The sequence below is a fragment of the Phenylobacterium sp. genome (assembly GCF_030654915.1).
Classification (GTDB): domain Bacteria; phylum Pseudomonadota; class Alphaproteobacteria; order Caulobacterales; family Caulobacteraceae; genus Phenylobacterium.
Map to the genome: position 1 here is coordinate 1 of NZ_JAURWM010000255.1, position 13,971 is coordinate 13,971.

15 protein-coding genes are annotated in these 13,971 nt (G+C 66.0%); 7 read left to right on the forward strand and 8 right to left on the reverse strand.

Annotated features, from left to right (window positions below):
• The 3 genes from Q7T84_RS13195 to fsa all read right to left on the reverse strand — a co-directional run.
• A partial coding sequence (locus tag Q7T84_RS13195) for a site-specific integrase (protein ID WP_304809627.1) occupies positions 1-311 on the reverse strand: 311 nt, incomplete at its 3' end.
• Positions 308-985, reverse strand: coding sequence for a DUF484 family protein (locus tag Q7T84_RS13200; protein ID WP_304809630.1), 678 nt, complete (start codon positions 983-985; stop codon positions 308-310). The genes Q7T84_RS13200 and Q7T84_RS13195, both read right to left, overlap by 4 nt.
• Positions 986-1,004: 19 nt before the next feature.
• On the reverse strand, positions 1,005-1,658 hold the full coding sequence (fsa, locus tag Q7T84_RS13205) for a fructose-6-phosphate aldolase (protein WP_304809634.1): 654 nt from the start codon (positions 1,656-1,658) through the stop codon (positions 1,005-1,007).
• 78 nt (positions 1,659-1,736) lie between these two features.
• On the opposite strand from fsa, the gene Q7T84_RS13210 reads away from it, so the two are divergent.
• Positions 1,737-3,899, forward strand: a complete 2,163-nt coding sequence (locus Q7T84_RS13210) for a primosomal protein N' (protein WP_304809637.1) — start codon at positions 1,737-1,739, stop codon at positions 3,897-3,899.
• A 35-nt stretch (positions 3,900-3,934) separates the two neighbouring features.
• On the opposite strand, the gene Q7T84_RS13215 is transcribed toward Q7T84_RS13210, so the two are convergent.
• From Q7T84_RS13215 to Q7T84_RS13225, 3 genes are all read right to left on the reverse strand, one after another.
• Positions 3,935-5,581, reverse strand: coding sequence for an MDR family MFS transporter (locus Q7T84_RS13215; RefSeq protein WP_304809639.1), 1,647 nt, complete (start codon positions 5,579-5,581; stop codon positions 3,935-3,937).
• 116 nt (positions 5,582-5,697) lie between these two features.
• Positions 5,698-6,507 carry a TerC family protein gene (locus tag Q7T84_RS13220; protein WP_304809641.1) on the reverse strand — a complete coding sequence of 270 codons (810 nt, stop codon included), beginning with the start codon at positions 6,505-6,507 and terminating at the stop codon, positions 5,698-5,700.
• A gap of 72 nt (positions 6,508-6,579) precedes the next feature.
• Positions 6,580-7,200 carry a TetR/AcrR family transcriptional regulator gene (locus Q7T84_RS13225; protein ID WP_304809643.1) on the reverse strand — a complete coding sequence of 207 codons (621 nt, stop codon included), beginning with the start codon at positions 7,198-7,200 and terminating at the stop codon, positions 6,580-6,582.
• Between the two features lie 72 nt (positions 7,201-7,272).
• Between Q7T84_RS13225 and Q7T84_RS13230 the strand changes: the two genes are divergently transcribed.
• The 4 genes from Q7T84_RS13230 to Q7T84_RS13245 all read left to right on the forward strand — a co-directional run bounded on the left by Q7T84_RS13230 (position 7,273) and on the right by Q7T84_RS13245 (position 11,235).
• A complete protein-coding gene (locus Q7T84_RS13230) occupies positions 7,273-7,689 on the forward strand; it encodes a VOC family protein (RefSeq protein WP_304809645.1) in 417 nt (138 codons plus the stop codon).
• Positions 7,690-8,197: 508 nt separating this feature from the next.
• Positions 8,198-8,881, forward strand: a complete 684-nt coding sequence (locus Q7T84_RS13235) for a CHAP domain-containing protein (RefSeq protein ID WP_304809647.1) — start codon at positions 8,198-8,200, stop codon at positions 8,879-8,881.
• A gap of 69 nt (positions 8,882-8,950) precedes the next feature.
• Positions 8,951-9,904 carry a magnesium transporter CorA family protein gene (locus Q7T84_RS13240; protein ID WP_304809649.1) on the forward strand — a complete coding sequence of 318 codons (954 nt, stop codon included), beginning with the start codon at positions 8,951-8,953 and terminating at the stop codon, positions 9,902-9,904.
• 119 nt (positions 9,905-10,023) lie between these two features.
• Positions 10,024-11,235: a pentapeptide repeat-containing protein gene (locus Q7T84_RS13245; protein ID WP_304809651.1), complete on the forward strand. Its 1,212-nt coding sequence runs from the start codon at positions 10,024-10,026 to the stop codon at positions 11,233-11,235.
• Positions 11,236-11,273: 38 nt separating this feature from the next.
• Here Q7T84_RS13245 and Q7T84_RS13250 read toward each other — a convergent pair whose 3' ends face one another.
• Entirely contained in the window at positions 11,274-12,134 is an 861-nt protein-coding gene (locus tag Q7T84_RS13250) for a crotonase/enoyl-CoA hydratase family protein (RefSeq protein WP_304809653.1), read from the reverse strand.
• Between the two features lie 75 nt (positions 12,135-12,209).
• Positions 12,210-12,842, reverse strand: coding sequence for a COQ9 family protein (locus tag Q7T84_RS13255; RefSeq protein ID WP_304809655.1), 633 nt, complete (start codon positions 12,840-12,842; stop codon positions 12,210-12,212).
• Between the two features lie 178 nt (positions 12,843-13,020).
• Between Q7T84_RS13255 and rpsU the strand changes: the two genes are divergently transcribed.
• Positions 13,021-13,254 carry a 30S ribosomal protein S21 gene (gene rpsU, locus Q7T84_RS13260; RefSeq protein WP_091735317.1) on the forward strand — a complete coding sequence of 78 codons (234 nt, stop codon included), beginning with the start codon at positions 13,021-13,023 and terminating at the stop codon, positions 13,252-13,254.
• A gap of 181 nt (positions 13,255-13,435) precedes the next feature.
• On the forward strand, positions 13,436-13,971 hold a 536-nt coding region (locus tag Q7T84_RS13265), incomplete at its 3' end, for an ATP-dependent metallopeptidase FtsH/Yme1/Tma family protein (protein ID WP_304809657.1).

A 13,971-nucleotide genomic window follows, 5' to 3' on the forward strand; every position in this document is an offset into this window, starting at 1 on the left:
GCGGCGTTGGGGGTGTCCATCCGGCGATCGAGGAACCGGTGAAAGGTGCGGATCGCCGAAAGCGACTGGGACAGAGAGCGCGGCGACAGCGGCTTGTCGCCCTGGCGCAGATAGGCGAGCCAGGCGCGGACTTCGCCAGCGGTGAGTGTGCTCATGGCGCCGAGCGACAAGGCCTCGCCGCGATGGCGTTCCAGGAAGTTGATGTAGCGGCCGCCAGCGAAGGCGTAGGCCTCGACGGTGCGCGGCGAGGCGCGCCGCTCCTTGGCCAGGTGTTCCAGCCAGAGCGCCAGCCCCTGGCGGGCGGAGGTCACAGGACCGGCCACCGCTCCGCGGTGCGTTCCACCACACGGGCGAGGAAGGCCACCAGCTCGGCGCCCATGTCTTCGGTGAAACCGTGCTCGTCTTCCGAGCCGAACGCCAGCAGGCCTTCGCGCGACGGCTCCCAGATCGCCATCCGGACCATGGCCATCGAGCGGATGGATCCGGCGCGTTCGCCGAACAGGCCGAGCGCCGTGGGCTGGAAGCCCATCAGGGCGACGCGGTCATGACCGATGATCATGTCGATCTGGCCGTCGACCAGCATCCGCCAGCCGGCCGGGGTGCGCTCGGGACCTTCCAGGGCCACGATCCCGGCGGCGAGGCCAAAACGTTGTTGGGACAGTTCGTCCACGCGGCGCGCCAGATCGGCGTGGTTGCGGGACTCGAGCATGTCGACCACCGCGCCGTGGGTCTGGGCCTGGGCCGAGAAATTGGCCCGCGCGGTGGCTTCGATATGCTTGCGGGCGCTCGACTCGCGACGATGCGCCTCATGCACCCGAGCCAGCGCCGCCGGCCCGAAATCGATGACATTGGCGGCGTCCGGCCGCAGGCCAAGCTCGGCCAACAGTGACGGATCGCCGCGCAGGAAGTCGGGATTGTCCGACAGGAAGCGGCGGACGCCGTCCGGGCCCAGGTGGTGTTCTTTCGCCTGCGCCCCGACGTCCATGCTCAGCCCCCGCTGTCTCTTACAGGATGGACTGGCCCGTCTTGGCCCAGTCGCTCATGAACTGTTCAAGCCCCTTTTCGGTTAACGGGTGCTTGAAGAGGTCGGTGAAAACGGTGGGCGGAATGGTGGCGCAATCGGCGCCGGCCAGGGCCGCAGCCGTTACGTGGCTTGGGGTACGGATCGAGGCGGCGAGAATTTCGGTGTCGAAATCATAGTTATCGTAGATGGCGCGGATCTCGCTGATCAGGTCCATGCCGTCGGCGCCGTAATCGTCGAGGCGGCCGATGAAGGGCGAGATGTAGCTGGCGCCGGCCTTGGCCGCGAGCAGGGCCTGGGCGGCCGAGAAGCACAGGGTGACGTTGGTCTGGATGCCCTGGACCGCAAACTCGGCGGTCGCGATCAGGCCTTCGCGCGTCAGCGGCAGCTTCACCACGACGTTAGGGGCGACACCGGCGAGCTTTGTGCCCTCGGCCAGCATGCCGACGACGTCGGTCGCGGCGACCTCCGCGCTCACGGGACCCTCGACGAGGTCGCAAATCTCAGCGATGACCTCCAGCATGGGCCGGCCGGACTTGGCGATCAGCGTGGGGTTGGTGGTCACGCCGTCGACCAGGCCGGTAGCGACGAGCTCCTTGAGCAGGCCAACGTCGGTGGTGTCGAGAAAGAGCTGCATGGGTGACCTTCTGGTGCGGATTATGCCGCGCTCTTTACCGGTTGCACGGCCGCCAAGCCAGCCTATCTGGGCCGGGCAATGAGCCGCATCGCCTCCGTCCTGCTTCCCATGCCGCTGCCCGAGGCGTTCGACTACGCCGAGCCGGAGGGAATGGAGTTGGCTGTTGGCGACCAAGTGGCCGCGCCCTTGGGGCCGCGTCTGCTGCGCGGCGTCGTCGTGGCCCTGCGTGAAGGCGCGGGCGGCAACCGACCGCTGAAGGTCATCGAGAGCAAGCTGGATTCCCCGCCCTTGCCGCCCGGCGCCATCGAGTTCGTGCAGTGGGCGGCGCGCTATTCCGTCGACGCCCCCGGCCAGCCGCTGGCCATCGCCATTCGCGGCGCGCGGGCGCCCAAGGCCAAGCCGGAAAAGATCATCGAGGTCACCGGAGTCCCGCCCGGCCGGTCGACCCCGGCTAGGCTGAAGGTGCTGGAAGCCGCCGCCGGCCAGCGGTTGTCGCCCGCCGATCTCGCCCGGGCCGCCGGGGTTTCGCCCGGCGTGATCAAGGGCTTGATCGACGAGGGTGTGCTGGCCTTGCGGGTCATCGAGGCGGAGGCGCGGTTCGACGCGCCTGACCTGAGCCGCAAGGGCCATGAACTGAACGCCAGTCAGGCCGCCGCCGCCGCCGCGCTGGTGTCGATGGTCGATGAAGGGGGCTTCAACGTCGCCCTGCTCGACGGAGTGACCGGCTCGGGCAAGACCGAGGTCTATCTGGAGGCCGTCGCCGCCGCCTTGGCGCGCGACCCGGAGGCTCAGGTCCTGGTCATGCTGCCGGAGATCGCCCTGACCCAGGCGGTGATCGCCCGGTTCGTCGAGCGGTTCGGGGTGATGCCGGCCGAGTGGCATTCCGATATCGCTCCGCCGATGCGCCGCAAGGTCTGGGACGCGGTGGCGACTGGCGGCTGCCGCATCGTGATCGGCGCCCGTTCGGCGCTGTTCCTGCCGTTCATCAAGCTTGGCCTGATCGTGGTCGATGAGGAGCACGATGGCTCCTACAAGCAGGATGAGGGCTTCATCTACCAGGCTCGCGACCTGTCGGTGGCGCGGGGCAAGATCGAGGGGGCGTCGGTGATCCTGGCCTCGGCGACGCCGTCGCTGGAGTCGCTGCGCAACGCCGAGACCGGCCGCTATCGCTGGCTGAAGCTGTCGTCTCGCCATGGGATCGCGCGGCTGCCCGACATCACCTTGATCGACCTGAAGGAGACGCCGCCGGAAACCGGCCGCTGGCTCTCGCCGCCGCTGGTCAAGGCGATGATCGAGACCCTGGCGGCCGGTGAGCAGACCCTGCTGTTCCTGAACCGCCGGGGGTATGCGCCGCTGGTGCTGTGCAAGGCCTGCGGTGAGCGAATGACCTCGCCCGACACCGATAGCTGGCTAGTCGAGCATCGCTATTCCAATCGCCTGGTCTGCCACCTGACCGGCTTCTCGATGCCCAAGCCCGACAAGTGTCCGCACTGCGGGGCCAAGGACAGCCTGACCTCGATCGGCCCCGGCGTGGAGCGGGTCGAGGAAGAGGCGCGGATGCTGTTCCCGGAGGCGCGGGTGGCGGTGTTCTCCTCCGACACGGTCTGGGACGCCAAGGAGGCTCGGCGGCTGGTCGACTCGATGGCGCAGGGCGAGATCGACATCCTGGTCGCCACCCAGGCGGCGGCCAAGGGCCACAACTTCCCCAAGCTGACCCTGGTCGGCGTGGTCGACGCTGACCTTGGCCTGCGGGGTGGGGACCTGCGGGCCTCGGAACGGACCTACCAACTCCTGGCCCAGGCGACCGGCCGGGCGGGGCGGCGCGACCGGCCGGGGCGGGCGCTGCTGCAGACCTACGCGCCCGAGCATGCGGTCATGCAGGCGCTGAAGGCTCAGGATCGCGACGCCTTTATCGAGGCCGAGATGGCCGAGCGCGAGATCATGAAGTTGCCGCCGTTCGGCCGGCTGGGCGCCATCGTGGTGTCCGGGCCCGACGCCCAGGCCCTGGAGGCGTTCGTGCGGCTGATGGCCCAGGCCGCACCCAACGCCGAGGGGGTGGAGGTCTATGGCCCGGCCGACGCGCCCCTGGCTCTGATCCGTGGGCGACGGCGCAAACGCTTCCTGATCCGGGCGGATCGGAGCGTGGACCTGTCGGCCTATCTCGCCACCTGGCGGGCGCGAATCCGGCCCCCCGGCGCGATCCGCATCTCGATCGACGTCGATCCGTATAGTTTCCTTTAGCTCTTATACGCTCCCCCGTTGGGCGAGGATCTAGCCTATTCCGCAGCCTCCGCGGCGACTTCCGCCGGCGGCGCGGTGTCGCGTTCGCGTAGCGGCCCGCCGGGCACCATCAGCATCAGGAAGAAGCCGAGCAGCAGCACGACGAAGCTGAAGATCATTCCGTGGACGATGGCGACCGAGAAGCTTTCGCGGATCGTGCGTTCCATCTCCACGGCGACTGGGTCGGCCGCGCGCGCCGCCGCCAGTTCCGGGTGCAGGGTCTTGTCCAGCGCCATCTTCTGCAGGTCGCCAAGGTCGAGCTTGCGGACCTGGGCGGTGGGATGTGCGGCGGCATGGCGGTCGAGCTCGCTGGCCAGTCCCGCAGTGAGCAGCGCCCCGAACAGGGCCACACCCATGGTCGAGCCGATCTGACGGACGAACTGGCTGGACGAGGTCGCCACCCCCAGCCGGTGGAACGGAACGGCGTTCTGGACCGCGAGGCTGAACAGGCTTTGGCCCGGCCCCAGCCCGATCCCGAAGATCAGCAGCCGCCAAGCGAGGTCGGCGGTCGTGGTGTCAGGGCCGATGAAGCAGAGCAGGCCAGCGCCGAGCAGCAGCATGGCGCCGCCGCCGACCATGAACGGCTTGAAGTGACCGGTCTTGGTGACGAGTTGGCCGCCGATAGTCGAGGACAAGACGAAGCCGCCCATCAGGGCCAACATGGTCAGGCCGCTCTTGGTGGCGGGATAGCCGAGGCCGACCTGCATGTAGAGCGGCAGGAAGCTCGACACGCCCATGAAAGCCATGGAGTAGACGAACGCCGCGCCATTGGCGGTGACGAAGGTGCGGTTGGCGAACAGCTCCAGCGGCAGGATCGGCTCGCGGACCTTGGTCTCAATATAGATGAACGCAGCCAGCGCCGCGGCCGACCAGGACAGCATGCCTAGGATCAGCGGCGAGCCCCAGGGATGCTCGCGCCCGCCCCAGGTGATGGCCAGCAGCAGAGGCACGAAAGCGGCGATGATCAGGGCCGCGCCGATCCAGTCGATGCCGCCGCCGCCGCGACGCGGCAGGGTGGGCATCTTCCAAAGGATCATGGCGATAGCCGCCGCGGCGAATGGCACGTTGAAGAAGAACACCCAGCGCCAGCCGGCGATCAGGTGGCCGGCGATGGTGACGGTGCCGTGGTCGGTGAAGAAGCCGCCGACCACGGGTCCGAAGATGCTGGAGATCCCGAACACCGAGCCGAACAGTCCCGAGAACTTCGCCCGCTCGCGCGGCGCGAAAAGATCGGCGAGGATGGCGAAGGCGGTGGTGAAGAGCGCCCCGCCGCCCATGCCCTGGATGGCGCGGAAGGTGATCAGCTGGGTCATGCCGCCGCCGATCAGCGGCAGGTCGCCGAATTCACCCGATAGGCCAGCCAGCCAGGAGCCGGCCAGGAACAGGCCGATGCCGGTCAACAGTATGGGCTTGCGGCCGTAGATGTCGCAGATCTTGCCCCAGATCGGCACCATGACGGTGGAGGCCAGAAGATAGGCGGTGGTGGCCCAGGCGTAGAGATGTAGCCCGGACAGGTCGCCCACGATCCGGGGCATGGCGGTGGCGATCACCGTCTGGCTCATGGCGGCCAGCAGGAAGACGATCATCACGGAGATGAGCGTCAGCCGACGCTCCTCGTCACTATGGACGTGCGGCTGGTTCAAATGGCGCTTCCGTAGCGGCCGAAATGGGCCGCCCCTAAATTTATCGTTCTAAATCAGGTCTTGGCGATCCGACGGGGACGGGCGGAAAAATGATCGCCCGCCCCCGGACCAGATCGTTAGTGCAGCTTATCAGAGGTTTGTTTGGCGAGGTCGCGTTTCTTCGCCGCCGTCCGGCTGGCCATGTTCAAGCCTTCGACCAAGCCGGAGAAGGCCATGGCCGCATAGATGTAGCCCTTCGGCACATGCACGCCGAAGCCGTCGGCGATCAGGGTGGCGCCGATCATCAGCAGGAAGCCCAGGGCCAGCATCACGACGGTCGGGTTGTCATTGATGAAGTTGGCCAGCGGGTCGGCCGCGACGAGCATCACGCCGACCGCGAAGACCACGGCGATGATCATAACCGGCAGGTGGTCGGTCATGCCCACGGCGGTCAGGATCGAGTCGATCGAGAACACCAGGTCCAGCAGCAGGATTTGGATGATCGCCGCGCCAAAATTCATGGCGATCGGCGATTGCTTATCCAGGCTGCTGTCGGAGTCCTGGGGGTCGACGCTGTGGTGGATCTCGGTGGTCGCCTTCCAGATCAGGAAGAGGCCGCCGGCGATCAGGATCAGGTCGCGCCATGAGAAGGCCAGTTCCCAGGCCGGTTCGCCATGTTCGTTCAGCGCCCCGTGCCAGGGCAGTTCGAACACCGGCGCGGTCAGGCCGACGATGAAGGCCAGGGTCGACAGCAGGACCAAGCGCATGATCAGCGCCAGGCTGATACCGATGCGGCGCGCCTTCTGGCGTTGTTCAGGTGGAAGCTTGTTCGACAGGATCGAAATGAAGACGAGGTTGTCGATCCCGAGGACCACTTCCATGACGATCAGCGTGATCAGCGCGGCCCATACGGCCGGATCCGCTGCAAGGGTCATAAGGGCTTCCATCGGGGTCCTCTCATTTTTGTTGGGAGGACTTTTCTAGCGCATCTCTCGCGCGCCGATAGTGGTCGATCGCCCTTAGGCCCTATGTTCGTTGGGGTTTTTCTTGCTTTCGGGGGACTTGAAACGCAGCGTTTCGATCATAAGGGAGAAGCTTGATTTTAGCCGATCCAGCGCCTCGGGGTCCTCAGACTGTCCGGCCCAGACGACGCCATAGTTGAGCGCGCCGTTGATCATCACCGCCAGCGCCAGCGGATCGCCGGCCAATTCGCCCTCGGCGACCGCGGCCTGGACCCCTTCGATCAGCAGGCCAAAGCCGTGACGGCGATCCATCTCGTTCCAGGCCTCCCAGCCCAGTACGCTGGGGGCGTCGAGGATCAGGATGCGGCGGACCTGCGGCGAGATCATGAAGTCGAGAAACGACAGGCAGCCGGCGACTAGGCCGTCAAAGGCGCTCGGCGCGGCGTCGGCGTCGGTCTCGATCACCCGCTCGGCTTGCGCATGCAGGGACTCGCAGACCGCGGCGAACAGCGCCTGCTTGTCGGCGAAGTGATGATAGAGCGCCCCGCGCGTCACGCCGGTGGCGGCCAAGATCGCCTCGGTGCTTGTCGCCGCGTACCCATCGGCGGCGAACAAATCCCGCGCCGCCGTGAGCAGCGCCGCCCGGGTGGCCAGCGCCCGTTCCGCCTTCACGCCCATTGAACGCTCCCATTTGACATACAGACAGTTTGTATCTTAATGGCCGTTATAGGCCGATCAAGGGGAAACGCCATGAGGTTCATCGACCGCTATCCGATCATCGTCACGCCGAAGCTGGCTGAGTGCCGCGACTTCTGGACCGCTCACCTGGGGTTTGCCGTCGCCTTCGAGGCCGACTGGTTCATCCTGCTGCAGGCTGACGGTGCGACCCTGGCCTTCATGAGCCCGCAGCACTCCTCCGCTCCGCCCGGTCCCGAGGTGTTTTCTGGCCAGGGCATGTGCTTCGAACTGCAGGTCGATGACGCCGCGGCGGCATTCGAGACCTTTAAAGCGGCCGGCCTCAGGGCCGACTACGACCTGACGCGCGAGGCGTTCGGCCAGCTTCGATTTGGATTCTTCGATCCGTCCGGGCTCTGGGTCGATGTGGTCGAACAGGTCGAGCCAGCGGCAGGATTTTGGGATCGATACATGGGCGGCGCCGGGGCCTAGCGCCGCTTTGGGGCGCTCGGTGCGAAAAACGAATCGCTAGGTCGGCGGGCCATTTTCGCCTTCGCGGCGCCCGTTCTCTCGGCGGATCACGGCTCAAATGCCTTAAACGTGACCGTGCCGCTCCGAGACTCTTCTTCTTGGGTCTTCATGGCTCAGCCAGGATTTGAAACATTCCGTAACACGGCGCGGGTCTGTCGACCCAAGATAAGGCGGTCCAGATCGCCTCGGGCCCCTCGAGAGCCTGAGTATTGACGAGTCATCATGCTAAACTTTTTCAGCTTAATGACCCGATCAATGCGTATGCGCCGTGATTAGTTTCCAGGATCGGCGTTTTTTCGTTAGTCGAGGATGACTTTTAGGCAGTCAAGAAGAGTCGTTCGGCTCGTATCAAGCTGTGGATGGGCTGGGGACAAGCGTGGCGACCTTCGGACGCACGGGCGTAAAGAGTCTTTTCATCCGTCTGAGGGATGGTTAGTCCTTACCGCGTTGCGTGGGGAGTTCCTTTAACATGCTGAAACGACCGAGGGCCCTGTTGGGATCCCTGGCCGCCGCGGCGGTTATGGCTTTTGCTCCGTTGTCGGGCGCCGTCGCCGACACCTATTGGCAATGCGTCCCGTTCGCCCGCCTGATTTCAGGCGTCCAGATCTACGGCGACGCCTGGACCTGGTGGCGTCAGGCCGTCGGCAAATACGACACCGGCGTCTCTCCCAAGGCCGGCGCGGTCCTGGTCTTCAAACCCTCCGGCAAGATGCGTCTTGGCCACGTGGCCGTGGTCAGCCAGGTGCTGACAGAGCGGGTCATCCAGATCACCCACGCCAACTGGTCGCGCATCGGCGGGACCCGCGGCCAGATCGAAAAAGACGTCACCGTCATCGACGTGTCGCCGGGCGGCGACTGGTCCCAGGTCAAGGTCTGGTACGATCCGGTTCGCGATCTCGGCTCTTCCACCTATCCGACCCACGGCTTCATCTACCAGGACCTCAATGCGGTCCGCATGGCCAGTTCCGGCTTCAACACCGCCCAGAACGCGGCGATCGCCGTCGCCCACGGCGCGGCCAGCCAGGTGGCCTCGGTCGTGCGTCCAGGCGCTGGCCCGCTTCACATGCTGGGCCAGGCCGCCGATTCCACCGATCGGATCGCCGCCCTCATCCAGGCCGCGACCCAGTCCCAGCCGTCCTCGGGTTCCAACTGATCATCTGGCCGGCGTTGACGCTCGGCTGTTCGCGACGCACATGAAGGCTCGCCGCTTGCGGAGAGACTAATGCTGAACCTGCTTCGCCGGGCCGCTCGTGGCTTTGTTCCGCTGACCGTCGACGCCAATTGGCGGGCGAGCGACGACATCATCTGGATTGATTTGGTCGACCCGACCCCGGACGAGGAAGCCGCGGTCGAGACCGCCTATGGCATCGATCTGCCGACCCGGGAGGAGGCCAGGCATCTGGAGCCTTCCTCGCGCCTCTATCAGGAGGCCGGCGCCACCTTCCTCACCGCCACCTTGCTCGCGCGCGCCGATGAGCCGCATCCGGTCGCCAGTCCCGTGACGCTGGTCCTGGTCAACGACGTGCTGATCACCATCCGGTACGAGCCGCTGAAGGCCTTCACGATCTTCGCCGAGCGTTGCGCCCACGCGCCGGTGGCCGATGGCGGCGAGGCGGCGCTGGAACTGCTGGACGCCATCGTCGAGCGTTCGGCCGAGGTGCTCGAGCGGCAATCGGGCTTGGTGCACGAAACCTCGGTGGCGATCTTCAACCGCCCGCCTGGCAACGCCTTCGGGTCTTTGCTGAGCGATCTGGCCAGGGCGCAGTCGATCACTTCGCTGGCCCGCAAGAGCCTGGTGTCCTTGAGCCGCCTATCCAGCTTCGCGGTCTTGGCGCCGGAGTTCCAGAAGGACGACAGCCGGCGCAGCCACCTGATCGCCGTTCAGCATGACATCCAGGCCCTGACCGAGCATGCCAGCTTCACCTCCGGCCACATCTCGTTCCTGCTTGATGCGGCGCTGGGGCTGATCAACATCGAGCAGAACAGCATCATCAAGTTCTTCTCGGTGGTGGCGGTGGTGTTCTTGCCCCCGACCCTGGTGGCGTCGATCTACGGCATGAACTTCGACATCATGCCCGAGCTTCACTGGGCGATGGGCTATCCCTGGGCCCTGGCTCTGATGGTGATCAGCGGTGTGACGCCCTTCCTGTGGTTCAAGAAGAAGGGCTTCCTCTAACGGAGCTACAAGCCTTAACCATCAGGGGAAAAATGGCGCCTAATCGCCATATTTGCGCAACCGTTCCTTAAGCGCGACCGGCGATTCTGGGGGCTCCCCGAAATCTTGCCCCGGTGCGCATGTCCGCTGTCGCCAACCTTCATCGCAGTCTCGATCCCCAGACGTTGCGGCGGACGCTTGAGGCGCATCGGCGGTATCTGACCAACCGCACCGGCGGCCGGCGCGCCAGCCTGGCCTATGCCGACCTCTCCGGTTTCCGGCTCGAGGGGATCGATCTGCGCGACGCCGACCTGACCGGCGCCCTGCTCAGCGGCGCGTTGATGGCGGGCATCAAGCTCGAGCGCGCCATCCTGTTCGGCGCGGACCTGCGTGATAGCGACCTGCGCCGGGCCGATCTATCCCAGGCCGACCTGCGGGGCGCCACCCTGCGGGGGGCCGATCTGACCGGCGCCAGTCTCGCCGGCTGCGACCTTCGCGAAGGCCGCATCGCATTTCAGGATCGCGATGAGGGGTTCCGCTACCTCGATCATGCAGGGGGCCCTGGCGAGCTGAACTTCGCCGTCCTGGCGGGCGCTAATCTCAGCGGCGCCCAGATGACCGGCGCCTCGGCCCTGGCCACCGATTTCACCGACGCCGACCTGTCGGGCGCCCAACTGGCCGGCGCCCGGCTGATCAAGGCCAAGCTCGATGGAGCGAACCTGACCGGGGCGGACGTGGCCGGCGCCGACCTGTCGGGCGCCTCGCTCAAGCGGGCCATCCTGATCCGCGTCGATTTCAGTTTCGCCACGGTGGAGGGCGCCGATCTCTCCGATGTGCTGCTGGCGCCGCCGGCGGTGGTCTATGTCGAGGATCGGCCGCTGCCGCAGGTGATCGTGGCGCACCATGCGTTCTGCGAGAGCCATGGCAAGGCCGGATCGGCTGCGCGGCTCTCGGCCATCGACTTCCGTCCCGCGCGCACCTTGCGGCGCCGCAAGCTCAGCGGCCTGATCGCGCCGGGCTCGATCTTCTTCGGCCTGGATATGGAAGGCGTCGAACTGCAGGGCGCCGACCTCTCGCGATGCGACCTACGCGGGGTCAATCTGCGGATGGCCGACCTGCGCGGCGCCAGGCTGATCGACGCCCAACTCACCCGCGCCGACCTGCGCGGGGCGTTGATGGGCCCCCTGGAGATCGGGGCCGGCCGGTTTGTGCCGACCGACCTGTCGCGCGCCAATCTACGGCACGCCGACCTTCGGCAAGCCCGCCTGCTGCGCGCGCGCCTGTTGCAGGCCGACTTGACCGACGCCAAGCTCGAGGACTGCGATCTGACCGGCGCGGAGCGCGACGGCTAGGTCGCGGCCTTCCCCGACGCGGGAAGGCCGCACGTTCGCTACATTTCGTGGCGCAGCGGCTGCAGGTCCTGCCAGACCGCGTCCCGCTTCTCCGACTTGGCCTTGAAGGCCTCGCCCATATGCGCGCCCGAGAACATGCCGGTCTGCCAGACGGCGATGTAGTCCAAGCCGTCCTTGATTGTGTGGTCGCGAGCGTAGTTGATCATCACCTTCGAGCCTGTGACCGCCAGCGGCGCCTTGGTGGCGATTTCCTTGGCGGTGGCCAGGGCGTGGGCCACGCACTCCTCGTGGGTGGGCAGCACCTCGTTGACCCAGCCGATCTCCTTGGCCTTCTGGGCGGGCATCCTGCGGCCCGTATAGGCCATCTCGCGGACCCAGCCCTCGGGGATCAGCTTGCAGAGGCGCGGGAAGGTGCCGACATCGGCGGTCATGCCGATGTTGATCTCCTGAATGCAGAAGAAGGCGTCTGCGCTGGCGTAGCGAATGTCGCAAGCGCTGGTCATGTCGACGGCGCCGCCGATGCAGCCGCCCTGGATCGCCACGATCACCGGAATCCGCGCGTCGTCCAGGCAACCGAAGCAGTCCTGCAGCCAGAGGATATGGTGGCGCTGCTGCTCGGCGTTGATGTGGCGGTCCTGGACCTGGTTCTGAGAGGTCGATCCGCCGCCGCCGAACACCGCCAGGTCCATACCGGCCGAGAAGTGCTTGCCGGTCGAGGAGATCACGATCGCCCGGGCGCGGGCGTTGTGGTCGATGTCGCGCACGATCAGCGGCAGTTCGTTCCAGAACTCCCGGATCATCGAGTTCATCGCCTCGGGTCGCTTGAGCTGGATATGCGCGACGCCGCTGTCGAGGCTGACGTCGAAGCAGGTCCATTCCGTCGAAAAGGCGTCGGTCATAAAAAGGCGTCTCCCAAATTGTTGGGAAACATCATCGCCGCGTGACGCTGGGAAAGCCAACCCAACGCTCGTTGTTCACCCGTACCGCATCTTGCCGAGCGCGGCGGCGACGTCACGCATCAGGTCGGCGGGCTTGAGGCCGGCTTTCCACTTTTCGAACGACATCACGTTCTCGATCCGGGCGTCGACGAAGGTCATCGCCGCCTCGCGGCCCGAGGAGAGGCGGATCGCCAGGGCGGTGGCCAAGATCCCCGACAGGATGGCGCGCTTTGAATAGTGGTTCTCATCGGTGGCGGTGTCGCCGGCCCAGCGCCACAGGGCGTCGGCGCTTTCCCAGAGCAGCTTCAGGCCCAGGGTGAAGTTGAGCGGGAGCGCGAGATAGCCTGACCAGCGGCGAACCGCCGCCTCGTCCTGCGCCGCCGCGTCGATCCGCGCCTCGACCGCCGCGCGGATGCGCTCGCGGATCTTTAAGCTGGCCGGGTCGGGCAGGGCCGCCAGGGCCCGGGCGTCGTGCCGCCGCGACAAAAGCGCCGCCAGGTCCGCCGGCCCGTGGGGCAGCAGCAGCTCGGTCTCGGGCACGCTCAGTCCCACGGCCTTTCCCGCCGCGCGAACGGCGGGCCAGGTCCACCCTTGGGTGGCGGTGATGGTCAGTGCTGCATCCAGCACCTGTTGCTCAGTGGCCTCAGCCCAGTCGGTTTGGTTCGCCATGCCTTATTTTAGCGAGCGTTTTTGCGCCTGTCCGCCGTGGACATCGCTGAATGCTTCTGCTATCCCGCCGCGCTCTTACCCGAAGGCCTTGGCGCCAGCGGGTTCTAAGGTTTTTGTCCGTTCGCCGCCGCCTGACACCAGGATGGCCGAGCGGGAACGGGTAATAGGAGAGAGACCTCTGGTTCAGATTTTCGTTCGCGACAATAACGTCGATCAGGCCCTCAAGGCGCTGAAGAAGAAAATGCAACGTGAAGGCTCGTTCCGCGAAATGAAGCGGCACGTGCACTACGAAAAGCCGAGCGAAAAGCGCGCTCGTCAAAAGGCCGAAGCCGTGCGCCGTGCGCGCAAGCTGGCCCGCAAGCGCGCTCAGCGTGAAGGCCTGATCGCCGCGCCGAAGAAGCCGGCTCGGTAAATATTAAGGCCTCAGGCTATAGTTTCGAAGGCCGCGCGGGCAACCGCGCGGCCTTTCGCATGTTTGGCCTAGCAGGTTCAGCGAACCGCGATGTTCCGTCGCGCGGCATGAGCCTTGCTAGTCTGAGGGTGCAGACCCACCTACAGTGGGCTTTGAGAGACACTTTTCACGAAGGCGCGTCATGAATCTGCGTAATCTCGCCATCTGGGGCGTCATCGTCGTCGTCCTCATCGGGCTGTACAGCATGATGACTGGCGGCAGCCAGGCGGCTGGCGCGTCCGGACAGATTTCCTACTCGCAGCTTCTGCAGCGGGTGAGCGCCGGAGAGGTCAAGACCGCGACGCTTCGCGGCACGGCCATCGAAATCAAGGACAATTCGGGCAAGTCGTTCACCGCGATGACGCCCGGCAATCAGGAAGACCTGATCAACCGCCTGGAAGCTCAGGGCGCGGACATCAATGTGAAGTCCGCCGGCGGCGGGCTGCTGGGCCTGTTCCTGAACAGCCTGCCGATCCTGCTGCTGATCGGGGTCTGGATCTTCTTCATGCGTCAGATGCAGGGCGGCGCCCGCGGGGCCATGGGCTTTGGGAAGTCCAAGGCCAAGATGATGACCGAGAACAAGAACCGCGTGACCTTCGACGACGTCGCCGGGGTGGACGAGGCCAAGGAAGAGCTGACGGAAATCGTCGACTTCCTGAAGGACCCGACCAAGTTCCA